Origin of the sequence: Streptomyces sp. WAC05292 (assembly GCF_003949955.1) — a bacterium.
Taxonomy (GTDB): Bacteria; Actinomycetota; Actinomycetes; order Streptomycetales; family Streptomycetaceae; genus Streptomyces; species Streptomyces globosus.
Genome location: NZ_RPSE01000063.1, coordinates 1 through 23,122 on the forward strand (window position 1 = coordinate 1; position 23,122 = coordinate 23,122).

The window sequence follows — 23,122 nt, forward strand, 5'->3', positions numbered from 1 at the left end:
CCGGAATGCCCCGTCCCGCCCCCCACCACCAGCGACGACGGCCGCGGAGGGCCCGGCATACCCGATGAGTACCGGCCACGGCCGAATCCGGGAACCCCCAGGCCGGTAGCGGAGCGGAACGGTTCCTGATCGAATGCTTTTCGCCAAGTTGCCAAGTCGACATAGCGCTGCGTGCTGAACTTGTCACGCCGACACCAGTGGACGCAGTAGATTCGATCATGTTTTACGGCGGGGGATCCACGTGCAAGGCCGAGGGGAAACGTGCAGGTGCGACCAGACCAAGGAGTCGCGACACCCAAGGGGGGCTTAGCCATGAGCCAGGATTCCACCGCCGTCGTCGCGGACGCCGGCAGGAAGCTCGCGGGGCGTCGCCGCAGGGAGATCGTCGCGGTGCTGCTGTTCAGCGGCGGACCGATCTTCGAGAGCTCCATTCCGCTCTCCGTGTTCGGCATCGACCGGCAGGACGCGGGAGTTCCACGCTACCGACTGCTCGTGTGCGCCGGTGAGGACGGTCCGCTGCGGACCACCGGCGGACTCGAACTGACCGCGCCGTACGGCCTGGAGGCGATCGCCCGCGCGGGCACCGTCGTCGTCCCGGCCTGGCGCTCCATCACTTCGCCGCCGCCTCCGGAGGCGCTGGACGCCCTGCGTCTCGCGCACGAGGAGGGGGCCCGGATCGTCGGACTGTGCACGGGGGCCTTCGTGCTCGCCGCCGCCGGTCTGCTGGACGGGCGGCCCGCGACGACGCACTGGATGTACGCGCCGACGCTGGCCAAGCGGTACCCGTCCGTCCATGTCGACCCGCGCGAGCTGTTCGTCGACGACGGCGACGTCCTCACCTCCGCGGGCACCGCGGCCGGAATCGACCTGTGCCTGCACATCGTGCGCACCGACCACGGCAGCGAGGCCGCCGGGGCGCTGGCCCGCCGGCTCGTCGTCCCGCCGCGGCGCACGGGCGGCCAGGAGCGCTACCTCGACCGGTCGCTGCCGGAGGAGATCGGCGCCGACCCGCTGGCCGAGGTCGTCGCCTGGGCGCTGGAGCACCTCCACGAGCAGTTCGACGTGGAGACGCTCGCGGCCCGCGCGTACATGAGCAGGCGCACCTTCGACCGGCGGTTCCGCTCGCTGACCGGCAGCGCGCCGCTGCAGTGGCTGATCACCCAGCGGGTGCTCCAGGCACAGCGGCTGCTGGAGACCTCCGACTACTCGGTCGACGAGGTCGCCGGGCGCTGCGGGTTCCGCTCTCCGGTCGCGCTGCGCGGGCACTTCCGCCGCCAGCTGGGGTCCTCCCCGGCGGCCTACCGCTCCGCCTACCGGGCCCGCCGGCCCCAGGGCGAGGCGCAGGCCTCCGACCTGGGCGCGGGGCCGGTGCCGCACCAGCGCACCCCGCAGCCGCAGCGGACGGCGGCGGCGCTGGCCGCCTCCGGCCCGACGGTGACGGAGCTGTACGCCCCGAACCGGGTGCTGCGCGAGCACGCGTAGCACCGGGCGCGGGGGCGCACCCCGAACGGCAGGGCCCCGTACCGGTCTCGAACCGGTGCGGGGCCCTGCACTGTCCCCGGGTGCGCCGGGGTGCGGGCCCGGCCGGATCGGCGCGGGGAGCGCATAAGGTGGACGCATGAACGATCGCATGGTGTGGATCGACTGCGAGATGACCGGTCTCTCGCTGACGGACGACGCACTTATCGAGGTGGCCGCACTGGTCACCGACTCGGAGCTGAACGTGCTCGGCGAGGGCGTGGACATCGTGATCCGCCCGCCGGACGCGGCCCTGGAGACCATGCCCGACGTGGTGCGCGAGATGCACACCGCCTCCGGCCTGCTCGCCGAGCTGGCCGGGGGGACGACGCTGGCCGACGCGGAGGAGCAGGTCCTCGCGTACGTGCGCGAGCACGTCAAGGAGCCGCGGAAGGCGCCGCTGTGCGGGAACTCGGTCGGCACCGACCGCGGGTTCCTGCTGCGGGACATGCCGGCGCTGGAGGCCCATCTGCACTACCGGATCGTGGACGTGTCCTCGGTCAAGGAGCTGGCGCGCCGCTGGTACCCGCGGGCGTACTTCAACAGCCCGCCGAAGAACGGCAACCACCGGGCGCTGGCGGACATCCGCGAGTCGATCGCCGAGCTGCGCTACTACCGGGAGGCGGTCTTCGTGCCGCAGCCGGGGCCCGACTCGGACACCGCCCGGACCATCGCCGCGAAGTACGTGCTGCCCGCCGGATAGCACGCGGAGCGGCCCTGAGGGAGGGGGGTCCCGGAAAACGGGGGCGCGAGCACCCTCCGGGACCCTGTACCCTTTTCTTCGGCCGGTCGGTTTCGACCGGACATGGTGGGTGTAGCTCAGTTGGTAGAGCACCTGGTTGTGGTCCAGGTGGCCGCGGGTTCGAGTCCCGTCACTCACCCTGGCAGAAGGGCCCCGGTCCGCGGAAGCGGGCCGGGGCCCTTCCGCGTCCGCGGTGCCGAGGGTGCGCCGCGCAGCCGTTCGCCGGGCACGGAGAGGTCATGTCCACGGATTCGCCCCGTACGGGTGGGCGCGGGAGCCGCGAGGAGCTGCTCGCGCGGGTCGTCGAGGAGAGCCGCCGCCACTACGCGGGCCACTCCCTCTTCAACCAGGCCCTCGCCGGCCGCGTCGGCCTGCACCCCACCGACCTGCAGTGCGTCGCCCTGCTGGACCTGGAGCCCGGCCCGGTCGGCACGGGCGACGTGGCGCGTCTGACGGGTCTGACCTCCGGTTCGGCCACGCGCCTGGTGGACCGCCTGGTCAGGGCCGGGGTCGTGGAGCGGCTCGCGGACCCCGGCGACCGCCGCCGCTCCCTCGTCGCGCTCGCGCCGGACGCCCGGGCCCGGCTCGGCGAGGCCTGGGAGGCCCCCGGCCGGGCCTTCGGCGCCGTCCTGGAGGGCTACACGGACGCCGAGCTGGCCGTGATCGCCGACTTCATGCGGCGGGCCGCCGAGGCGGGCCGTGCGCAGGCGGAGCGCCTGCGCTCCGGGGACTGACCGGGCGGGGGCGGGCGACGCGGCCTCCCGCCGGCGGGGCGGTGCTACCACAGCCGGCCGGGGCGTACGTCGTGGAAGAACTCGTAGCGGCGCGGTGTGTCGGCCAGGAACCAGTGGAAGCCCTCCTGGAGGAAGACCGCGGCCAGGCTCACGGCGGTGACCAGGACAAGCAGCCACAGCACGGCCGCTCCCGCGGTCCGGTACCGCCCGGGCCCGGCCGCGGGGACGGCCCGGTCCGCGGTGGCGTGGGCGAGGGCGAGGACGATCCCGACGGCCGCGGCGGAGGCCTGGAAGAGGAGTGCCGCCCACACGGGCGGGTGCAGGCCGAGGACCGCGGCGCCGTCCGCCCGGCCGCCGGGCAGGACGGCCTGCCGCCAGGACGCGAACGAGCCCGCGGCGAGGGCGGTCAGCGCCAGCCCCCACCCTGTCATGTAGTCGCGGCCGGAGACCGCCCCGTCCATCAGGGCCGTCCGCACGATGTACGCCGCTCCCGCCGCCGCGAGCAGCATGCACATCCGCTGGACGACGCAGAGCGGGCACGGCGGCACCCCGGTGGCGAACTGGTGGACGAGGCCGCCGGCGGCGACCAGCGCCCAGCCGGCGGTGAAGAGGCAGGCGAACCAGAACTGGGCCCGGCCGAGGAGGCCGCCCTCGATCGGCGTCTCCGGGACCATGCTGCTGTGCATCGTGACCACGGTCAGAGGCCCGCCCCGAGCGAGGGGCCGCCCGCGGCGTGGTGGGCCGTCAGCAGGACCACCGCGGCGAGCACGGCCCACCAGGCGCCGAGCACGGCCGTCCGCGACGACTCCCGGCACATGGCGAAGAGGGTGGCGAGGAGACCGCCGAAGATGAGGGTGTCCATGCCGCGGACGGTACCCACGGACCCGCGCGGGCCCCGCGAGGCGCGCCCCCGGCATCCGCCGGTTACGTCGGTTGACCGGCAGCGGCGCGCCCGCGCCGCCTTCGCCGCCCGCGCCGCTCCCGGCCGCCGCCCGGGGCGGCGCCGCGGGTCCGGCCGTCGAGGGCGATCCACAGTCTGACCTCGGTGCCGCCGAGGACGGAGCGGCCGATGCGCACGTCGCCGCCGGTGGACTCGGCGACCCGGCGGACGATGTCGAGGCCGAGGCCGGTGGAGCCGTCGCGGCCGCCGTCGTTCCCGCGGCGCAGGGCGGCGTCGGGGTCGTCGATGCCGGGGCCGGCGTCGGAGACGAGGACGATGACGGCGTCCCCGGCGTCGTGGACGTCGACGGCGAAGGGGGTGCCCTCGGGGGTGTGCCGGAAGACGTTGCCGAGGAGGGCGTCGAGGGCGGCGGCCAGCTCGGGCCGGGCCACCGGGATCCGCACCGTGCGGTCCACCCCCGCGAGCCGCACGGTGCGGCCCTCGTCCTCGGCGAGCGCCGACCAGAAGCCCATCCGGTCGCGGATCACCTCGGAGGCATCGCATCCGGCGCCCGCCCCGGCGGCGGGGGCACGCTGCTCGCGGGCGGTGCGGATGATCGTGTCGACCTCCCGCTCCAGCTGCTCGACGGCCGCGCGGGTCTGCTCGGCGGCCGGGCCCTCGCCGAGCGAGGCCGCGTTGAGCCGGAGCACCGTGAGGGGGGTGCGCAGCCGGTGGGAGAGGTCGGCGGCGAGCTCCCGCTCGTTGGCGAGGAGCTCGACGACCTGGTCGGCCATGGAGTTGAACGCGACGGCGGCGGAGCGCAGCTCCTTCGGCCCGGCCTCCGGTACGCGCGCCCCGAGCCGGCCCTCGCCCAGCTGGTGGGCGGCGTCGGCGAGCCGCTCGGCGGGCCGTACGAGCCGGGCCCCGAGCCGGTCGGCGACGGCGACCGAGCCGACGACGAGGGCGAGGCCGACGCCGGAGAGGACGAGCCAGGCGGTGCCGACGCCGTTGCTGACCTCGGCTTCGGGGACGTAGATCTCGACGACGGCGATGTCGCCGGAGCCGAGGGCCGTGGGCTGGAGCAGGGCGGAGCCGCCGCGGGCCAGCGGGACCGTCATGGCCCGGCCCTGCTTGCGGGTCTCCTCCACGGCGCGTGCGGCGGCCCGGCCGGTGCCGACCTCGACGGCCTGGCTGCCGCCGACGGCGGGCACGTGCACGGCCATCCGCCCGGCGGCGCCGGTCTGCGTGGACTCCACCGCCTTGCGCAGCTGGACGGGGTCGGTGGTGATGGACAGGGTCGGGCCGATCGTGGCCGCCTGCCGCTCGGCGTTGGAGAAGGCCCGGTCGCTGGCCATCTCCTGGACGACCAGCCCGAGCGGCACCGCGAAGGCCACGACGACCATCACGGTGACCGCCAGGCACACCTTGACCAGGGCCCACCTCACGGGCGCGCCCCCCTGCCGGCGCTCACGCGGGCGGTTCCAGCTTCACCCCGACGCCGCGCAGCGTGTGCAGGTAGCGGGGGCTGGCGGCGGTCTCGCCGAGTTTGCGGCGCAGCCAGGACAGGTGCACGTCGATGGTCTGGTCGTCCCCGTACGACTGCTGCCACACCTCGGCGAGCAGCTCGCGCCGGGAGACGACCACGCCGGGCCGGCCGGCGAGGAAGGCCAGCAGGTCGAACTCGCGGCGCGTCAGGTCCAGTACGGAGCCGTCGAGTTCGGCCTGGCGGCGCAGCGGGTCGATGGCGAGCCCGCCCACCCGCAGGACGCGGGAGGGCGCCTCGGCCCCGGCGGCGGCGCGGGCGCGGCGCAGGACGGCGGCGATGCGGGCGGAGAGGTGCTCGACGGAGAACGGTTTCGTCAGGTAGTCGTCGGCGCCGTCGTTGAGCAGCCGGACGATCTCGGCCTCGTCGTCGCGCGCAGTGGCGATGATCACGGGGACATCGGTGATGCCGCGCAGCATCTTCAGCGCCTCGGCGCCGTCGAGGTCGGGCAGTCCGAGGTCGAGGATGACGACGTCGAAGCGGTGGTGGGCGACCTCCCGCAGGGCTTCCAGGGCCGTGCCGACGCTGCGCACGGTGTGGGCCGCGTCGGTCAGGTGCCGGATGAGGGCGGAACGTACGAACTGGTCGTCCTCGACCACGAGCACACTTGCCATGAGCCGCACCGTAGTCCATTCGGGGGACACCGCGGGGTGTCGGGCGGCGTTCGGGGCGGGTGGTGCAGTATGTGGCCTGATGCGCCGAGGACTTGTACATGCTTTCGCCTGGATGCTGGCGACCGGGGCGGCGGTGACGCTGTCGTGGTGGGGCGTGCACTCCGTCATGTCCGGAACGGCCTACGATCCGCCGCTCGCGGTGCCGTTGGCGCCGGACGCGCTGTCCTCGTCGACGCAGCGCCCGGCCACCGCCGCGCCGGCGCCGTCCCCGACCGGGTCGCCGTCCGCCGGGGCCTCGCCGCCGGACCCGGGCGCGACGCCCGCCGGGCAGCCGTCCGGCAGGCCGTCGGCGAAGGCGTCCGGGCCGGGCTCCCGCCCGGCGGGGCAGGACGCCGCGGACGGCTCGGGGGACGCCGGGCGGGTGAAGGCGTACACGGCGGCGGGCGGCCGGGTCGTCTTCGACCTCGGCGCCTCCTCGGCGGACCTGGTCTCGGCGACGCCGGAGGCGGGCTGGCAGATGCAGGTGTGGAAGCAGCCGTACTGGATCCGGGTCACCTTCACCAAGGGCGACCGGGAGGTGTCGGTCTTCTGCACGTGGCACAGCCATCCGCCGCTGGTGGAGACGTACGAGAACTGAACGGCCGGAGCGGCAGGGCGGGAGCGGGGCGCGGAAGGGGCGGGTCGCGGGTCGCGCCGCGTCAGCGGAAGACCGACGGCGGCGGCTGCGGAGACGGGACCGCCGAGGCGTCCGCGACGGGGGCCGCGCCGCCCGCGAAGTCGGTCAGGGCCCGGCCGTGCTCGACGCGGCCGGGGTGCGGGTCGCTCGCGACCCGGCGGGTGAACTCGGCGACGGGCAGTTCGCGGTCGGAGGCGGCGAGCACCGCATTGCCGAAACGTTTCCCCCGCCACACCACCGGGTCCGCGGCCAGCGCCAGGTGCGCGAAGCGGGCGGCCGCGGTCGCGATCTGGCCCTTCAGGTGCGCGAGCGGCGGCCCGTCCGCGAGGTTCGCCGCGTACCAGCCGCCGGGCGCGAGGGTGCGGCGCACCTCGTCCAGGAACTCGGTGCTCGTCAGGTGCGCGGGGGTGCGGGCGCCGCTGAACACGTCCGCGATGACCAGGTCCGCCCAGCCGTCGGGGACCTTCGCGAGGCCGGCGCGCGCGTCCAGCGCCCGGACCCGGATCCCGGCCTGCGGGTCCGGCGGCAGGTGCTCCCGTACGAAGGCGACCAGCGCGGCGTCGACCTCGACGACCTGCTGCCGGGAGCGGGGGCGGGAGGCCGCCGTGTAGCGGGCCAGGGTGAAGGCGCCGCCGCCCAGGTGGACCACGTTCAGCGGGCGCCGGGCGGGGGCGGCGAGGTCGATGAGGTGGCCGATGCGGCGCTGGTAGGCGAACGCGAGCCGGCCCGGGTCTGCGAGGTCGACGTGCGACTGCGGCGCGCCGTCGATCAGCAGGGTCCAGCCGCCCGGGCTCTCCCGGTCGGGCGCCAGCTCCGCGAGCCCGCCGTCCACCTGCGCGGAGACCGGCCCGGAGCCGCCGCCGGGTCCCGCCGCCGGCGCGCCGCCGCGCCCGCGCCGCCCGCTGCCGGCGTCCGCGCCGCGCGCCTCGCCGCGGCCCTTGTCCTTGCTCCTGCCCTTGCCTGCCACCAGGCCATTGTCCCCGCCCCGCGGGCCCGCCGGCCCGCCCGGCTCAGCTGCAGCCGTCCGCCGCCTCGATCAGCCGGGCCGCCTCGCCGAGCGCCGCACGCAGCACCTCCGGGTCGGTGACGCCGCCCGCCGGGTCGGGCGGGAGCAGCCAGCCCCCGTCCCGCGCGGCCGGAGGCAGCTCGCCGAAGCGCATCCCGCGCCCGTTCGTCTGCGTACAGGCGCTGCCCGGCAGGTCCCAGCCGTCGGCGGTGCCGGGCGGCACGAGGAAGCCGAGGGTGTCGCCCGAGCCGTCGTGGAGGACCGGCCCGACCCCGCCGTCCCGGTCCGCGGCGCGGCGGATGATGTCGACGGCTTCCAGGCCCTGCCTGGCGGGCACGGTCACGAGGTCCGGCGCGTCGGCGCCGACCGCCCGGACCGCGAGGGCCGCGGGGGCTGCCGGGAACCCCGGTGCGCGGGGCGCGCCCTGCGCGGGCGCGGTGTCCATTCCAGTGCTTTCCATACCGGCCTCCACCACCAGAACGCCTCCTCCGTCGCCTGCGCGCGGGGGACGGGAGCCGCAGCGCGCTCCTCAAGGGGTTCAACGCCCCCGTCCGTCAACGGATGCGGCGGCAAGACGCCGCAAAGGATGGCAGTTCATGGCGGATCGCGGGTGAGATATCCGGTTTGTAGCCAAACACCACATCACGGGGCCCCCGCCGGCGGTACGTTGCGTGCGCGCCGGGCCGGCACCCCCGCCGACAGCGCCGGCGGTGCGTCCCCTGCCAGAGAGGCCAGGTCCGTGACTCCACCCACGCGTAAACGCGCGGGCTTCCTGCGTCGGTGGCCAAGCCGCCGCGCTGAGGGCCAGCCCGGCCCTGTTGAGGACGTTCGTCGCGCCGACGTGGTCCGCGTTCGCCGCGAACCCGCACGCCGTGCATGCGAACTCCGCTTGGGTGGCGCGGTTCTCCTTCGCGACATGCCCGCAGCCGGGGCACGTGCGGGAGGTGTTGCGCGCGTCCACCGGAACTACCAGGCGACCGGCGCTCTCAGCCTTGTTCGCCAGGAGGCCCGGGGCGTTCCCACTGGGTGTCGATGTACTTCTCGACCGTGGCCGCCGACACGGCGCCGACCGAGGCCGCGAAGTACGACGACGACCACAGTGTGGGCATCCGCGACTTCAGGTGCGGGAACTCCTCGCGCAGCACGCGGGACGTGAAGCCCTTGAACTGGTTCGCCACGTACGAGGCCGACGACTTCGGATCGTGCTTCACGAGCAGGTGCACGTGGTCGGGCATCACCTCGAGGGCGACGATCTCCCACCCGCGTTCGCCTGCCTTCTGCCGGATCAGTTCTTCCAGTCGTTCCGCGACCCGGCCGCCGAGGACAGGACGGCGGTACTTCGGGCACCACACGATGTGGAGCCCGAGGTCGTACACGCCGCCGGAGAATCGGCGAACCTTCCTGGTCACAGTCACGCGATCACTATGCACACGCCGCAGGTCTGGCGCGGCAGAGAGGCGGGCTCCGGTGAACAGTGCGGATCCGTGCGCACAGTTGAGGTCAGAGCAGGGCTCAGATGCCATTCCCCACCCCGCCAAAGCGGGGCGCCCCCTGGCCAGGTCCTGATGGCGGCGTCCCCGCACTCACCCAACCAGGCGTTCCGGCGGCTGCGCGGAACCCGGTCCCCCGCCGAGTTCGCGGCCCTGGTGCGGCGGGCCGCACGCGACATCGGAGAAACGGTTTCCTGCGACGCCCGCTACATCGGCCGCGTCGAGGCCGGGGAGATCCGCTGCCCCAACTACGCCTACGAACGGGTCTTCCTGCACATGTTCCCCGGCCGGACCCTGACCGACCTGGGGTTCTCCCCGCGCGAGGCGGTCCGGGGCCGCGCCGCCCAGCGCACCGCCCTCGCCCGTGCCCGGTCCGGGGAGAGCGACGTGCAGCGCCGCGCCTTCATGGCGGGCGGCTCCGCGACCGTGGCGGCCGCCACCCTCGGCCTGACCCTCTTCGGCGACACCCGCCGGCTGCCCGCCCGCGCCGGCGAGCCGGAGGCCGCGGCCGTCGAGGACGCCGTGCGCCGGATCCGGCTGCTGGACGACCGGCACGGTGCCGACGCCCTGTACCGCCGCGCCGCCGAACCGCTGCGCGCCGCCTACGCGCTGCTGGACGCGGGCGCGACCCGGCAGTCGACCGAGGACCGGCTGCACGCGGGCGCCGGCGAGCTGGCCCTGTCGGTGGGCTGGCTGGCGCACGACTCGGGCCGCTTCGACGACGCCCGCTCGCACTACGCGGAGGCCCTCGCCACGGCCCGCGTCTCGGGGAACGCGGCTCTGGAGGCGCACGCCTTCAGCAACATGGCCTTCCTGGCCCGGGACACCGGCCGCCCGCGGGAGTCGGTGCGGGCCGCGCAGGCGGGCCGCCGGGCCGCCCGCTCCCTCGGCTCCCACCGGCTGCTGTCGCTGCTCGCGCTGCGCGAGGCGGGCGGCTGGGCCGGCCTCGCCGACCGGCGGGCCTGCGAGGACGCCCTCAGCCGGGCGCACGCCGAGTTCGCCCGCGGGGAGGCCGACGCCGACCCCGAGTGGATGTCCTTCTTCGGCGAGGCCGAGTTGGAGTCGCTGGAGTCGCGCTGCTGGGCGGCGCTCGGGGAGCACGCCCGCGCGGCCCGGCACGCGCGGCGCGCCGCGGACCTCCAGGACCCGCACTTCGCCCGCAACGTGGCCCTCTACACCGCGGAGCTCGCCGACGACCTGGCCCGCGCGGGCGCCCCCGACGAGGCCGCCTGGGCGGGCGGCCGCGTCATGGACCTGCTCGCGGACGTCCAGTCCACCCGGGTCGAGAGCATGCTGTCGGCGACGGCCCGCACCCTGGTGCCGCACCAGCGGAGCCCCCGCGTGGCGTCCTTCCTGGCCCGCCGCGCCATGGCCTGACGCCCCTTCGGCGCCTGCGGGCCCTCAGGCCTCCAGGTGCCCGGTGTCGTTCCAGCGCTCCAGCGCGGGGGCCCCGTACGCCCAGCCGAGCACCGACAGCGAGGTGGGCTCCAGGCGGATGCGCGCCCCGAAGGAGGCCTCGAAGCCGAGCCAGCGGGCGGCGAGGGTGCGCAGGATGTGCCCGTGGGCGAAGACGAGGACGTCCCGCTCGGCGGAGCGGGCCCAGGCGACGACCTCGTCCGCCCGGGCCGCGACGTCGGCGACGGACTCGCCGCCGGGAACGCCGTCGCGCCAGATCAGCCAGCCGGGCCGGACCGCCTGGATCTCGGCCGGGGTCATGCCCTCGTAGTCGCCGTAGTCCCACTCCATCAGCAGGTCCCACGGCTCGGCCCGGCCGCCGAACCCGGCCAGGTCGCAGCTCTCGCTCGCCCGGGACAGGGGGCTGGTGCGGACCTCCACGCCGGGCAGGGCGTTCCACGGCTCCCCGGTGAGCCGCTCGCCGAGCAGCTTCGCCCCCTGCCGGCCTTCCTCCAGCAGGGGCACGTCGGTGCGGCCGGTGTGCCTGCCGAGCCGGGACCACGCGGTCTGGCCGTGCCGGGCGAGGAGGATGCGGGGCGCCATGGGTGTCTCTCCCGGTACTGGTGGTGCGGAGCGGTTCGCGTGCTCGTATCGTCCGACCATCATCCATCACACCGGCACCAGGCAACCCGCGCGCCCGAACACACGTCTTAGGCCGCATGACTGAAAGGCGGAAGCCCGCGCGCTGGTGGGCCGAACTGCTGCTCCTGGCGCTCCTCTACGGCGCGTACTCCGGCGGCAGGCTCCTCGCCCGCGGCGACGTCGGACTCGCCGTCGGCCACGGGCTCGCGATCCTCCGCGTCGAAGACGCGCTGGGCATCGACTTCGAGCGGCCCCTGAACCGGCTGTTCACCGGCCACGCCGCCCTCGGCGTCCCCGCCGACTTCGCCTACGCCTCCCTGCACTACCTCGTCACCCCGGCCGTGCTGGTCTGGCTCTACCTCCGCCGCCCGCACGCCTACACCGCCGCCCGCACCTGGCTCGCGGCCTCCACCCTCCTCGGCCTCGCCGGCTTCACGCTCCTGCCGACCTGCCCGCCCCGCCTGCTCGACCCGGCGCACGGCTTCACCGACACCATGGCGCAGTACAGCGCGTACGGCTGGTGGGGTGCCGAGGCCAGCGCGCCCCGCGGGTTGGGCGGCCTGACCAACCAGTACGCGGCCATGCCGAGCCTGCACGTCGGATGGGCCCTGTGGTGCGGCGTCCTGCTGTGGCGGCACGGCCGCCGACCGCTGCTGCGGGCGCTCGGCGCCGCCTACCCCGCCCTCACCGTGCTGGTCGTCATGGGCACGGCCAACCATTACTTCCTCGACGCCGCCGCCGGGGCCGGAGTGATGGCGGCCGGGTACGCGATCGCCCGCCGGCTGCCCTCCCGAACAGCGGGTTTCGGCAGTACGCCCCCGATTGTCAGCGGCGGATGGGACACTTCCGCCCGTGAGCTCCCACCCGCACAGCGGCCCGCCCCAGACGACGACACTGCGGCAGCGGCTCGCTGACCTGCGCGGCCCGGCCGTGCCTCCCCGTCCGCTCGACGCCCGCGCGCTGGCGGCACTCGCCGCCAACCCGGGCTGCGGCAGACGCGCCCTCCTGGACGGGGCCGGAGTCGACAAGACGGCGCTGGCCGCGGCCCTCGGCTCACCCGCGCCGTTCGGCCAGTCGCAGTTCGCGATCATCCGCGGGAACTCCTTCGAGGCCAAGGTCAAGGGCGACGGCGGGGCCGAGCTGCTCCGCCTGGTCCACCTCCACCTCGGGGCCGGCGCCGAAGCGCCCCGCGCGGGCGCCCGCGTCCCCGACCTCACCGCCGCCGGCCCCGAGGGCCGCGCCGCCCGGACCGCGCTCGCCCTGCGCGAGGCGACCGCCGCCGGCGAGTGGACCCTGCTGGACCACCCGATGCTGGCCCTGGAGGTCGCCGGGACCCCCGCCTACCTGGAGCCCGACGCCGTCGTCGTGCACCCCGACGGCCGCTGGACCGTCGTGGAGGTCAAGTCGTTTCCGCTGCTCGACGGCTCGGCCGACCCCGCCAAGGTCGGCGCCGCCGCCCGGCAGGCCGCCGTGTACGTGCTCGCCCTGGAGGGGACCGCCGCGAAGGTGGAAGCCGCCGAGGTCGGGCACACCGTGCTGCTCGTCTGCCCGAAGGACTTCTCCAACCAGCCCGCCGCCGCCTCCGTCGACGTACGGCGCGAGCGCGCGGTCACCCGCCGCCAGCTCGCCCGTCTCGCCCGGGTCGAGGAGCTCGCCGCCGCCCTCCCCGCGGGGCTCACCTTCGACCCGGCCCGGCCCGCCGCCGAGCTCACCGAGGCCGTCTCCGCCGTCTCCGCCTCCTACGCCCCCGAGTGCCTCTCCGCCTGCGAGCTGGCCTTCCACTGCCGGGAGCGGGCCCGCGCCGCCGGCGAGGCCACCGCGCTCGGCCGCTCCGTCCGCGGGGAGCTCGGCGGGTGCGCGACCGTCACGCAGGCCCTCGACGCCGCCGCCGGCCGCGGCCCGGCCGACGACCCGACCGCCGCCGCCCTGCTCCAGGCGGCCCGGCTGCGCGCCGAGGCCCTCGCCGAGGCCGCGGACCGCGCCGCCGCCGGGGCCCTCGCCGCCGCCGCGGAGACCGCCGACGCCCCGGAGGAGGGCGCATGCCGCTGCTGAACACCCTCGCCCGCCTGGAGGCGGTCCGCGCGGGCCGGGCCCGCCCGCTGGCGACCGTCCGCCACCGCCACCTGTCCGAGCGCCCGCTCGTGCTCGTCCCGCTGACCACCGCCGGCGAGGCGGGCGCGCCCCTCGGCGCGCTCGTCGGCACCGACCGGGCCGCCCCCCGCCTGCTGGTGGTGCCGCAGCCCCGCGACCGCGACCTGCGCTGGTCCTTCCTCGCCGACCTCGCCGACGAGGTCCTGCCGTACGTCGAGTCGTACGCGGACGCCGTCGAGCTCGTGGAGCGCACCGAAACCGACCCGGAGACCGGGGTGCGCGGCAAGGTCTCCGCCGAGCTGTGCCTGGACGCCCCGCAGCTCGTCGTCCCCAGCCGGGCCGGCGTCGAGTACGTGCGCCTGCTGGGCCGGTCCATGCGGTTCCGCCGCACCGCCGAGGAGGATCCCGACAACCCGTACCCGGCACCCGCCCGGGTCCCGCTGCTGGGCCGCTGGCTCACCCACCTCGGCGAGCGCGCCCGCGTCCCCGGCTCGGCCATGCTGCTCGCCGCGACGGAGGTGCTCGCCCGGCACTGGGCGACCGGCCAGAGCAACCTGGAGGACCAGCACCTGGGCGCCCTGCTCTCCTGGATCGACCCCCCGGAGGGCGAGTCCGGCGCCGAGGCCGCGCTCCGCGCCGAGTCGGGCCGCGACCGGCGGGGCCGCCTCCTGGTCCCGCCCGCCGGGCCCGCCACCGACCCGGCCTTCGACAACAGGCTGCTGGCCCCCGCCATGGCCCGGTACGACGCCGCGCGCGCCTCCGGCCGCCCGGCGCAGGCCGCCCGCGCCGCCGAGGAGGTCCGCGAGCTGGTCGCCGGGCAGATGCACCCCACCTGGGACGCGGTGTGGCGGGCCCTGGACCTGCTGCGCGGCCTGCCGCCGGCCGAGCGGGCCGAGGAGCGCTGGGTCCGCGACCGCTGGTCCTACACCGGGCACCGCGACCGGGTCCGGGCGGGCGAGCCGCCGCAGCCGCGCCGCGACGACGCGGTCACCGCGGCGCAGAAGCTCGCGACGCGGGAGACGGAGCAGGTGCGCCTCGACGCACAGGAGGCCCTGGACGACCCCCTGGTCATGGCCGGCCGGCGGCTCGCCGGCGAGGCCTTCGCGGGCGAGGTCACCGAGGTCGTCATGGAGTGGACCGACTCCAGACGGCCGAGCCCCCGCCCCCTGGTGACCGTGTACACCGAGGACCGCCCGCAGCTCGCGGAGGAGGGCGGCCAGAAGGTGTACCGCTCGCTGGACGGGCGCCCGCAGAGCGCGCAGTTCGTCCGCCGCGAGGAGGACGGCCGCCTGGTGCTGCGGCTGCTGGACAAGATGGGCCGCGGCCGCGAGCCGGAGCCGGGCTCGGTGCCGGAGAAGGGCGACCGGGTCTGCTGGACGCTGTTCGAGCACGACGCGCGGGGCGGCCCGAAGCTGCCCGACCCGGAGCAGACCCCGTGGACGCACGGCGGGCCGCCCGGATCCGCGGCGGCCGAAGCCGCCGCCTGGCTGCCCGACGCCGTGACCGACGAGGACCTCCTTTGACCGCCAGCCCGATCCCCCGCCCTGCCGCCGCGCCCGGCGCCGTGCCCGCCGCGCCCGACCCGGGTGCGGCCGCCGCCGCGGCGACCGCCGCCATCCTGCGCGACACGCTGCACGGGCCGGAGCGCGGCGTCGTCGTGGACTCCCCTCCCGGGGCCGGCAAGTCCACCCTCGTGGTCCGCGCCGCACGCGAGCTCGCCGCGGCCGGCCGCCGCCTGATGATCGTCGCGCAGACGAACGCGCAGGTCGACGACCTGGTACTGCGGCTCGCCGCCAAGGACCCGGAGCTGCGGGTGGGCCGCCTGCACAGCAGCGACGCCGACGCCCACGACCCGGCGCTGCGGGACCTGCCGTCGGTCACCCTGTCGGCGAAGCCGGGCGACCTGGCGGAGCTGCCGGTCACCATCTCGACGGCGGCGAAGTGGGCCTACGTGAAGAACACCGAGCCCTGGGAGCACGCCATCGTCGACGAGGCCTACCAGATGCGCTCGGACGCGCTGCTGGCCGTGGCCGGGCTGTTCGAGCGGGCCCTGTTCGTCGGAGACCCCGGGCAGCTGGACCCGTTCAGCGTGGTCGGCGCGGAGCAGTGGGCGGGCCTGTCCCACGACCCCTCGGCCTCGGCGGTCAGCACGCTGCTGGCGCACAACCCGCAGCTGCCGCAGCACCGGCTGCCCGTGTCCTGGCGGCTCCCGGCGAGCGCCGCGCCGCTGGTCTCGCGCGCCTTCTACCCGTACTCGCCGTTCCGCAGCGGCACCGGCCCAGGCGAGCGGCGGCTCTCGTACGGGGTCCCCTCCGACGGCTCCGGCCCGGACCGCGTGCTGGACGAGGCCGCAGAGGCCGGCTGGGGCCTGCTGGAGCTGCCCGCCCGGCACACCCCGCGCACCGACCCGGAGGCGGTCCGGGCGGTGGCCCTGGTGGTCCGCCGCGCCCTGGACCGCGGAGCGGTCGCCCACGACGAGCACTCCCCCGATCCGGCCCCGCTCACCCCCGACCGGATCGCGGTGGGCACCGCGCACCGGGACCAGGCGGCAGCGGTGCGCACCGCGCTGGCCGGTCTCGGGGTGGCGGGGGTGACGGTGGACACCGCGAACCGGCTGCAGGGCCGCGAGTACGACCTGACGGTGGTGCTGCACCCCCTGTCGGGGCGGCCGGACGCGACGGCCTTCCACCTGGAGACGGGACGCCTGTGCGTACTGGCCTCCCGGCACCGGCACGCCTGCGTGGTGGTGGCGCGGGCGGGCATCGCGGAACTGCTGGACGAGCACCCGTCGGCGGAGCCGGTCCAGCTGGGCGTGACGGTGAAGTTCCCGGACGGCTGGGAGGCGAACCACGCGGTCCTGGCACACCTGGCGGAACACCGGGTGCCCTGGCGGCCCTGAGCCGCGCACGCGGCCGGGCCCTCTTGCGCGGCGTTGGAGAATGGAGGGTGGCCCGGCGCCCGGCCCGGTCCCGTACGCGCAGCAGGAGGAGACGCATGGCAGAGCCCGAGCGGACCGAGCGGAAGCTGCGGCCCGCGCCGCTGCTCTTCGAGCCGTCGGAGGCCGTCGCGGACCCGGAGCACTTCTTCGACCTGGAGTCGATCGAGGACCCGCGGGAGCTGCTGGCCCGGGCCACCGAGCTGACGCTGGCCTTCCGGGCGGCGGCGGAGCGGGCCATGGAGTTCCAGGCGGTTGCGGCGGCGCAGCTGGCGGATCCGCGGCGGTTCGACCGGCTGGACCCGGCGCTGATCGCGTCCGAGGCCGAGTGGACCGAGGACTACGCCCTGAAGATGATCGAGTTCGGGGAGACCCTCCAGCGCGGCGGCGGCCCCGGCCGCGCGTAGCAGGACGGGCCCGCGCGGCAGCCGGCCGCGGCAGGGGACGGTCCCGTGGCATATGCGGGGCGCAACATAGCGCAGTCGGTGCCGCCGTGTCCCGGTTTTCCGTAACTCCTGGAAACCGCTCCGCCACGGACGGTAGATCATTGCCATGACGACGCTGACGACGGCCTCCGCTTCCGCCTGTCCCGACCGGGACTCCCGTACGGCCACCCAGGTCACGGCGCAGGGCGCCGCCTGGCTCGCCTCGGCATCGGCCCGGCCGGAGGACACCCTGGAGGCGTGGCAGGCCCGGCCGTGGGCGCCCGCCGTGCTGCCCTGCGGCACCGCCTTCGACGTCGTCAACGTCCCGTCGGTCCTCGGCCGGCGCATGCTGGACCTGCTGTGGTCGGAGGGGCCGGGCAGCGGGCCCGTCGCCGTGCACCGGGGGCGGGTGCTGCTCTTCGCCGCCACGGGGACCGCGCACCGGCTGCCGGCACTGCTGGCCTGGGAGGAGTGGGGGAACCCGGTGCCGGCGCCGCTGTGCCACGGCCTCGGCGACGCCGTGGGCGTGCCCCCGCTCGACGCGGCGCCCGGCCCCTCGCGCTGGCTCGTCGCCCCGGACACCCGCCGCCCGTGGCTTCCGGGACCGGAGGCGCTGCTGTGGGCGTACGTGCGCGCGGCCCGAGCTGCGGATATCGATTTTTCCTTCCGGGCCTCCTCCTGCTAATGTCTTCCTCGTCAGCAAGCGCCGCTAGCTCAGTTGGTTAGAGCAGCTGACTCTTAATCAGCGGGTCCGGGGTTCGAGTCCCTGGCGGCGCACAGACGGAGGAAGGCCCCCCACGCGAGTGGGGGGCCTTCCTCGTTGTCCGGCGCCGATCGGGCCCCGCCGCCCTCAGGTGGTGATCTTGACGGTGTAGGCGCCCGAGGCGCTCCGGTCGGCGACCTCGATCCTGATCCGCTCGCCGGGCACGGTGAACGACTCTCCGACCTCCAGCGGCGCGTCCGCCAGGGGCGGGTACACCGAGCGGTCCCAGCAGGCCTCGGTGTCCGGGTGCCCGTCCAGCACCTCGATCGGCCCGCCGCCCGAGGGCGCCTCGTTGCGCACCCGGTAGACGAGGACGCCCTCCGTGCAGGTGTCCCCGTCGTTGCCGGCGGAGCCCCGCGCCTCGACGGCCACGGCGCTGCCGGGGCCCGTGCGGATCACGGCGAGGCGGGTGCCGCCGGAGGACCCGGGGGCCGGGGCGACCCCGACCGGCTGGAGGGTGTGCAGGGAGGAGCCGGACTGCACGCAGTCCACCTGCGATGCGTCGAGCCAGCCGAGCTTCCACTTGTGCCAGGCGAACAGGTCGGGGGACATCCCGAACTGGCTGCCCATGACGTCCCAGTCCCCGACGTGGGTGTCCCAGTCGCCCTTGCCGTCGCTCGGCCGGTGGTAGAGGTCCGGCAGGTCGAAGACGTGCCCCGTCTCGTGGGCGAGGACGTTGCGGTCCGGGGGGTGCCGCTCGAAGACGGTGACGATCCGCCGCAGGTCGGTCCCGTCGGCGCGGATCGGCCGGTCGAAGTTGACGACCTTGGTGGCGTCCGAGTCCACGCCCGGCGCGTCGGGGTCGGCGACGAAGTAGACCACGTCGTACCGCGAGAAGTCGATCTCCCGGTCCGCGGCCGTCACCGCGTCCCGGAGGTACGCGGCCCGGTCGGCGGGCGCCCAGTCGCGCTGTATCCCGTACGCCGTGGACGGCCTCGGCATGGGGATCCACTGCTGCTGCGGGTGCGGGACGAGGCGGAACCGGCCGTAGGAGGCCCGGTCGAAGAAGTCGCTGGTGGCGGGGAAGTGGTCGGCGGCGAGCTCCTCCGGCGTCAGCTCGGCCCGGTGGTCGGGGAAGGACAGGAAGACCATGACGGCGTCCAGGCTGCGGACCGGCCGCGGGTAGGCGCCGTTCCAGGTGTCGAGGCCGAGGGAGTGGTGGGCCGCCGTGCGGGCCAGGGCGCAGGGCCCGGCGCCGGAGTCGGCCGCGGCAGGCCCGGCGACGAGGGACATGGCGGCGAGGGCGGACAGGGAGGTGAGCGCCGCCGCCGCGCTGCGCAGGCGGGAGCGGTCCACTCCCCCGGGTGTCTGCTGTCGCCGCACATCGACCTCCGGTGGTGAGTTCGTACCCTCTCGTCCCACCCTGAGTCGATTGTCTTACTAACGCCCTGTTCCGGTGCCCCACACGGGTGAGGTGTACGGCAAGCCGGTGACCCACGCGTTCACTCTCTTGCCTACGGAACGTCACGTTCGATCACCCGGGACCAGAAGTCGGAGTCGGTCGCTCACACCTGCACAGAAACGATCTCCCAGGAGGCGCCGACGGGCCGTCAGCACGCGGAAGCGGAGCCCCCCACACGGCGACGCCGCTGGATAGGGCCGTACGGCTGCCTCTATGATCGGCACACTTTCCTGCACGGACACACACGAGCACTGCGGGAGCCACGGTGAGCGGCACCTCTGACGAAACCGGTTCGGCGGCCGACAGCATCCGATCGGCCATTACGGAGCGTCACCCTTCAGTGCCTGTCATGTCCTCGGCGCCGGGGCGGGCGGAGTCCGAACCGCGCGACTACCGGGCCGCGTTCAACGCCGCGCACCTCGCGATGGCCGTCGTCGACCGCGGCGGGCAGGTCGTCGCCGCGAACCCGGCGCTGGCGTCCCTGCTGGGCGCGGAGCCGCACGCGCTGGTCCGCCGGCGCGCCGCCGACCTCGTCGACCTCGGCGCGGAGGCCCGTACCTGGCAGGCGTACCAGGAGGTGCTGCGCGGCCGGCAGGCCCGGCTGCGCTGCACGCGCCGCCTCAAGCACCCGGACGGGCACTCGCTGTGGACGGAGGTCACCCTCGGCCCGGTGCCCGGCACCCGGGACGTCCTGCTGTCCGTCGCCGACATCAGCGACCGCCGCGACCTCCAGGCCCGGCTGCGGCACCTGCAGATGCACGACCCGGTGACGCGGCTGCCCAACCGCGCCCTGTTCTTCGAGCGGCTCTCCGCCGCCCTGGAGTCCTCCTCGTACGAGCACGGCGGCACGGGCCGGATCGGCCTGTGCTACCTGGACCTGGACGGCTTCAAGGCCGTCAACGACACCCTCGGGCACCGGGTCGGCGACCGGCTGCTGACGGCGGTCGCGGGCCGGCTGACGCAGTGCGCCGACCAGTCCGGGTTCGGGAGGACCGGCGGGCACCTGGTGGCCCGGCTCGGCGGCGACGAGTTCGCGCTGCTGGTGGAGGACTCCACCGGCACCGAGCAGCTCGCGGACCTGGCCCGCAGCGTCCTCGCCGCGATCCAGGAGCCGTTCGACCTGGCGGGGCAGCGGCTGTCGGTGTCGGCGTCGATCGGCGTCGTGGAGCGGGCCGCGGAGGGGACCTCGGCGACCGGGCTGATGCAGGCCGCGGACACCACGCTGTACTGGGCGAAGGCCGACGGCAAGGCCCGCTGGACCCTCTTCGACCCCGAGCGCAACGCCCACCGCATGACCCGGCAGGCCCTCAGCTCCACGCTCCGGCCCGCGGTGGAGCGAGGCGAGTTCGAGGTGGAGTACCAGCCGCTGGTGGATCTGGAGAGCGGCACGGTGCGCGGGGTGGAGGCCCTGGTGCGCTGGAACCACCCGCAGTTCGGCAACCTGACGCCGAATCGGTTCATCGGCATCGCCGAAGAGGACGGCTCCATCGTCCAGTTGGGCCGCTGGGTGCTGCGTACCGCCTGCCGGCAGGCGCGACGCTGGCAGATCGAGCACCCCAGCGACAGCCCGGTCTTCGTGTCGGTGAACGTCGCCGTCCGGCAGGTCTGGGACTCGGACCTCGTCGGCGACGTCGCCGGGATCCTCGCCGAGACCGGGCTGGCGCCGCAGCTGCTCCAGCTGGAGCTCACCGAGTCGGCGGTGATGGGCTCGGCCGGGCGGCCGCTGCAGGCGCTCCAGGCGCTCAGCGACATGGGCGTGCGGATCGCCATCGACGACTTCGGGACCGGCTACTCGAACCTGGCCTACCTGAGCCGGCTGCCGGTGTCGGTGCTGAAGCTGGACGGGTCCTTCGTACGCGGCTTCCGCTACGACGACGGCACGCACCCGAACCCGGCGGACGAGACCATCGTCGAGGCCCTCGTCCAGCTCGCGCACCGGCTGGGCCTGACGGTCACCGCGGAGTGCGTGGAAACCGCCGGTCAGGCGGCCCGGCTGCGGCGCGTCGGCTGCGACACCGGCCAGGGGTGGCTGTACTCGCGGGCCGTCGCGCCGGAGCGGATCGCGGAGATGATCGGCACCCGCCCGGGCGCGGGCCGCGACCGGAACTGACGCGGGGGCGCCCGGGGGCCCGGTTCCCGGCCCGACGGTCAGGGGAAGCAGACGCGGGCGTCCTCGGGGCCGCCGGCCGGCAGGACGCACATGCGGGCCCCGGCCGGGCCCTCGGCCGCCGGGGCCATCGGTGTCGACACGTAGGTCCCCACGTCCCGCTCCGCCGCGACCAGCACCTGCGGCTGCGCCAGGCCGGGCAGGGACAGCTCGACGCGGTCGCCCGCGGCCAGGCCGGACGCCCGCACCCACACCGCCCGGCACATCCCGCCGTGCCGCAGCTCCAGGTGCCGCCCGCCGACCGCGTCGACGGCGACGACGGTGTCGACCATGCCCGCGCCCCCGCAGCCCATCCGCGTCGGGTCCTGGCCCGCGCAGGACTCCGCCGCGCAGCCCGGGTTCCGGATCGGCTTCTCCTGCGGCCCGGCGGACGCGCGCTCCGGCTCCGGACCGCGCAGGGCGAGCAGGGCGGCACCCGCCGCGAGGGCCGCCGCGCACACCGCCCCGGCCGCGGCTGCCGCCGGACGCCACCGCCGGCCGGGCGGGGCGGGCGGCCCGGGAGGCGCCGCGGGCGCGGCCTCGGCGGCTGCGGCGGCCGGCGTGCCGCCCGGCGCGGAGGGTGCGGGCCCCGCGGGGCGGGCCCGTCCGCTCCAGGCGCTGTCGGCGAGCTCCCACAGCGCCAGCAGCCGGGCGGGCGGCTCCTGCGCGACCGAGCACAGGGCCTCCACGGCCTTGCGGGGCGGCGGCTGCTTGCCGTTGAGGTACCGCTCCCAGGACGACTTGCTGTACGGGGTGCGCCGGGCCAGCGCCGCGAGGCTCAGCCCCGTCCGCTCGCGCAGCCGCCGCAGCTCGGCGGCGAGCTGCCCGCACTCCGTGTCCGTGATCACTTCCGCAGCTCCCCCCAGGTCTTCGGGCCGACGATGCCGTCCGCGACGAGCCCGCGCGCCTTCTGGAACCGCGTCGCCGCGTCCTTCGTCGCCTGGTCGTAGAGCCCTTCGGTGCTGCCCGGGTCGAAGCCGTGCTCGCGCAGCAGGCACTGGACCTCGACGACGTCGAAGCCGGTGCTGTTGGTGTCCAGCAGGATGGTGCGGCTCGTGCCGTGCCCGGCCCGCAGCTCCGCGCCCTCCCGCTTCACCTCGCACCGGTACGCCACGCCCCGCCGGTAGCCGGGCTTGCCGCCCGCAGCCGCGTCGGCGGTCTGCGCGGCCTCCGCCGCCTTCCCGCCGTCCGACCAGGCCCCTCCGGCCAGCAGGCCCGCCGTGAAGGCCGCCGCCGCGGCGGCCGCGACCCCGGCCAGGAACCACCCCAAAGCCACCGTCCGCGCGGGCCGGGCCACCGGCTGCCCGCCGCCGTCGCCGGCGCCCTGCGGGGGTGCGGCATCCGGCGGTGCGGCCGCGGCCTCCTGCGCGGGGCCGTCCTCCTGCTCCTCCGGGGCCTTCGCCGCTGCCGCGCCCCCCGCGGGCTGCCGCGCCCGGACGGCCACGTCGTGCAGTACCGCCAGCCGGGTCGGATCCGTCCCGCACACCCGCGCCAGCTGCTCGACCGCCTCCCGCGGCACGGGCTGCTTGCCGTTGAGGTACCGCTCCCACGACGACCGGCTGTAGGCGGTCTTGGCCGCCAGCGCGGCCAGGCTCAGACCGCTGTGGTCCTTCAACCGCCGCAGCTCCGCGACGAGCCGGCGCTCCCGGCTGTCGAGTGCGGCGGGCAGTTCCTTCCAACGCGCCACTGGTCGTTCCCCCCTGTTCTCCCCCAGCATCGGGCCGCCGCGATCCGGCTTCCAGGTCCGGACCACGGGTTGGCGAGAACCGTTCGGGTCCGCACCGTCCCACCGGCGCATCCCACGGAAGTACATCCCAGCAGGTCAGAGCGTGGGACGTCCCACGCTGACCCGGTTCGGCGGGCGCCCCTGGACGGGGTTCAGGTTGGCGGAGGAGAGTCGTTGCGTCAGCCGGGCCGACGCCGCAGCGCGGGTCCGGCCCACGACGGGGCGGACCGGTCGCGCATTCGGGGGAAGCGCGGCCGGGCCGGCCCGGGGCACGGGGGAACGCCTCGGGCCCGGCCTCCCGACTGGAGGCCGGGCCGCGGGGCGCCGCCGCGGTGCACCGCCGCCCCGCACCCGGGCTGGTGGGTGCGGGGCGGGGCGCCGCTCGGCGCGGGGT

Annotated in this window: 22 protein-coding genes, 2 tRNA genes and 2 pseudogenes; 14 read left to right on the forward strand and 12 right to left on the reverse strand. The window is 75.9% G+C overall.

What is annotated here, in order from left to right; all coding sequences use genetic code 11:
* Positions 1–312: 312 nt before the first annotated feature.
* From EF903_RS10420 to EF903_RS10435, 4 genes are all read left to right on the forward strand, one after another.
* Complete coding sequence (locus EF903_RS10420) at positions 313–1,482, forward strand: helix-turn-helix domain-containing protein (protein WP_125542916.1); 1,170 nt, start codon at positions 313–315, stop codon at positions 1,480–1,482.
* A gap of 136 nt (positions 1,483–1,618) precedes the next feature.
* Positions 1,619–2,221 carry an oligoribonuclease gene (gene orn / locus EF903_RS10425; RefSeq protein WP_125542917.1) on the forward strand — a complete coding sequence of 201 codons (603 nt, stop codon included), beginning with the start codon at positions 1,619–1,621 and terminating at the stop codon, positions 2,219–2,221.
* Positions 2,222–2,326: 105 nt separating this feature from the next.
* Positions 2,327–2,399, forward strand: a tRNA-His gene (locus tag EF903_RS10430).
* Positions 2,400–2,499: 100 nt separating this feature from the next.
* Complete coding sequence (locus EF903_RS10435; protein WP_125542918.1) at positions 2,500–2,994, forward strand: MarR family winged helix-turn-helix transcriptional regulator; 495 nt, start codon at positions 2,500–2,502, stop codon at positions 2,992–2,994.
* 44 nt (positions 2,995–3,038) lie between these two features.
* Here EF903_RS10435 and EF903_RS10440 read toward each other — a convergent pair whose 3' ends face one another.
* The 4 genes from EF903_RS10440 to EF903_RS10450 form a co-directional block, all read right to left on the reverse strand.
* Positions 3,039–3,680 (reverse strand): disulfide bond formation protein B, encoded by a 642-nt coding sequence (locus tag EF903_RS10440; protein ID WP_185902605.1) that lies wholly within the window; start codon positions 3,678–3,680, stop codon positions 3,039–3,041.
* Positions 3,681–3,691: 11 nt separating this feature from the next.
* Positions 3,692–3,856 (reverse strand): DUF5993 family protein, encoded by a 165-nt coding sequence (locus tag EF903_RS33925; protein ID WP_185902606.1) that lies wholly within the window; start codon positions 3,854–3,856, stop codon positions 3,692–3,694.
* A gap of 62 nt (positions 3,857–3,918) precedes the next feature.
* Positions 3,919–5,319: a HAMP domain-containing sensor histidine kinase gene (locus tag EF903_RS10445; RefSeq protein WP_125542919.1), complete on the reverse strand. Its 1,401-nt coding sequence runs from the start codon at positions 5,317–5,319 to the stop codon at positions 3,919–3,921.
* A gap of 22 nt (positions 5,320–5,341) precedes the next feature.
* Entirely contained in the window at positions 5,342–6,031 is a 690-nt protein-coding gene (locus tag EF903_RS10450; RefSeq protein WP_125542920.1) for a response regulator transcription factor, read from the reverse strand.
* A 79-nt stretch (positions 6,032–6,110) separates the two neighbouring features.
* Here EF903_RS10450 and EF903_RS10455 point away from each other — a divergent pair, with 79 nt between their 5' ends.
* On the forward strand, positions 6,111–6,668 hold the full coding sequence (locus EF903_RS10455; RefSeq protein ID WP_125542921.1) for a hypothetical protein: 558 nt from the start codon (positions 6,111–6,113) through the stop codon (positions 6,666–6,668).
* A gap of 61 nt (positions 6,669–6,729) precedes the next feature.
* Here the strand turns inward: EF903_RS10455 and EF903_RS10460 are convergent, their stop codons facing one another.
* The 4 genes and pseudogenes from EF903_RS10460 to tnpA all read right to left on the reverse strand — a co-directional run bounded on the left by EF903_RS10460 (position 6,730) and on the right by tnpA (position 9,122).
* The gene (locus EF903_RS10460) at positions 6,730–7,674 is read right to left on the reverse strand and encodes a fused MFS/spermidine synthase (protein WP_185902607.1); all 945 of its coding nucleotides are present in this window, start codon (positions 7,672–7,674) and stop codon (positions 6,730–6,732) included.
* A 43-nt stretch (positions 7,675–7,717) separates the two neighbouring features.
* Positions 7,718–8,173 carry a hypothetical protein gene (locus tag EF903_RS10465; protein WP_125542922.1) on the reverse strand — a complete coding sequence of 152 codons (456 nt, stop codon included), beginning with the start codon at positions 8,171–8,173 and terminating at the stop codon, positions 7,718–7,720.
* 327 nt (positions 8,174–8,500) lie between these two features.
* Positions 8,501–8,722, reverse strand: a pseudogene (locus tag EF903_RS10470) (zinc ribbon domain-containing protein); the annotation flags it as partial.
* Positions 8,700–9,122 carry an IS200/IS605 family transposase gene (gene tnpA, locus EF903_RS10475; protein ID WP_125542935.1) on the reverse strand — a complete coding sequence of 141 codons (423 nt, stop codon included), beginning with the start codon at positions 9,120–9,122 and terminating at the stop codon, positions 8,700–8,702. The gene tnpA and the pseudogene EF903_RS10470, both read right to left, overlap by 23 nt.
* 156 nt (positions 9,123–9,278) lie before the next feature.
* Between tnpA and EF903_RS10480 the strand changes: the two genes are divergently transcribed.
* Positions 9,279–10,580, forward strand: a complete 1,302-nt coding sequence (locus tag EF903_RS10480; protein WP_125542923.1) for a tetratricopeptide repeat protein — start codon at positions 9,279–9,281, stop codon at positions 10,578–10,580.
* Between the two features lie 24 nt (positions 10,581–10,604).
* On the opposite strand, the gene EF903_RS10485 is transcribed toward EF903_RS10480, so the two are convergent.
* A complete protein-coding gene (locus tag EF903_RS10485; RefSeq protein WP_125542924.1) occupies positions 10,605–11,201 on the reverse strand; it encodes a histidine phosphatase family protein in 597 nt (198 codons plus the stop codon).
* Between the two features lie 116 nt (positions 11,202–11,317).
* Here EF903_RS10485 and EF903_RS10490 point away from each other — a divergent pair, with 116 nt between their 5' ends.
* The 7 genes and pseudogenes from EF903_RS10490 to EF903_RS10520 all read left to right on the forward strand — a co-directional run bounded on the left by EF903_RS10490 (position 11,318) and on the right by EF903_RS10520 (position 17,468).
* Complete coding sequence (locus EF903_RS10490) at positions 11,318–12,154, forward strand: phosphatase PAP2 family protein (RefSeq protein ID WP_125542925.1); 837 nt, start codon at positions 11,318–11,320, stop codon at positions 12,152–12,154.
* A complete protein-coding gene (locus tag EF903_RS10495; RefSeq protein ID WP_125542926.1) occupies positions 12,093–13,292 on the forward strand; it encodes a hypothetical protein in 1,200 nt (399 codons plus the stop codon). Before EF903_RS10490 ends, EF903_RS10495 begins: the two co-directional genes overlap by 62 nt.
* The gene (locus EF903_RS10500) at positions 13,280–14,854 is read left to right on the forward strand and encodes a hypothetical protein (protein ID WP_125542927.1); all 1,575 of its coding nucleotides are present in this window, start codon (positions 13,280–13,282) and stop codon (positions 14,852–14,854) included. Before EF903_RS10495 ends, EF903_RS10500 begins: the two co-directional genes overlap by 13 nt.
* Positions 14,855–14,895: 41 nt before the next feature.
* Positions 14,896–16,230 (forward strand): AAA domain-containing protein, encoded by a 1,335-nt coding sequence (locus EF903_RS10505; protein ID WP_125542936.1) that lies wholly within the window; start codon positions 14,896–14,898, stop codon positions 16,228–16,230.
* A 95-nt stretch (positions 16,231–16,325) separates the two neighbouring features.
* Complete coding sequence (locus EF903_RS10510; protein ID WP_125542928.1) at positions 16,326–16,673, forward strand: hypothetical protein; 348 nt, start codon at positions 16,326–16,328, stop codon at positions 16,671–16,673.
* A 145-nt stretch (positions 16,674–16,818) separates the two neighbouring features.
* A pseudogene (locus EF903_RS10515) lies at positions 16,819–17,404 on the forward strand (hypothetical protein).
* A tRNA-Lys gene (locus EF903_RS10520) sits at positions 17,395–17,468 on the forward strand. The pseudogene EF903_RS10515 and the gene EF903_RS10520 overlap by 10 nt, the downstream one beginning before the upstream one ends.
* A 73-nt stretch (positions 17,469–17,541) precedes the next feature.
* Here EF903_RS10520 and EF903_RS10525 read toward each other — a convergent pair.
* Positions 17,542–18,777 (reverse strand): M6 family metalloprotease domain-containing protein, encoded by a 1,236-nt coding sequence (locus EF903_RS10525; RefSeq protein ID WP_125542929.1) that lies wholly within the window; start codon positions 18,775–18,777, stop codon positions 17,542–17,544.
* Between the two features lie 344 nt (positions 18,778–19,121).
* Here EF903_RS10525 and EF903_RS10530 point away from each other — a divergent pair, with 344 nt between their 5' ends.
* Positions 19,122–20,966: a bifunctional diguanylate cyclase/phosphodiesterase gene (locus EF903_RS10530; RefSeq protein ID WP_125542930.1), complete on the forward strand. Its 1,845-nt coding sequence runs from the start codon at positions 19,122–19,124 to the stop codon at positions 20,964–20,966.
* A gap of 38 nt (positions 20,967–21,004) precedes the next feature.
* Here EF903_RS10530 and EF903_RS10535 read toward each other — a convergent pair whose 3' ends face one another.
* Both EF903_RS10535 and EF903_RS10540 read right to left on the reverse strand, forming a co-directional pair.
* Positions 21,005–21,850 carry an XRE family transcriptional regulator gene (locus tag EF903_RS10535; protein WP_125542931.1) on the reverse strand — a complete coding sequence of 282 codons (846 nt, stop codon included), beginning with the start codon at positions 21,848–21,850 and terminating at the stop codon, positions 21,005–21,007.
* Entirely contained in the window at positions 21,847–22,689 is an 843-nt protein-coding gene (locus EF903_RS10540) for a helix-turn-helix domain-containing protein (RefSeq protein WP_125542932.1), read from the reverse strand. The genes EF903_RS10535 and EF903_RS10540 overlap by 4 nt, the downstream gene beginning before the upstream one ends.
* Between the last annotated feature and the right edge of the window lie 433 nt (positions 22,690–23,122).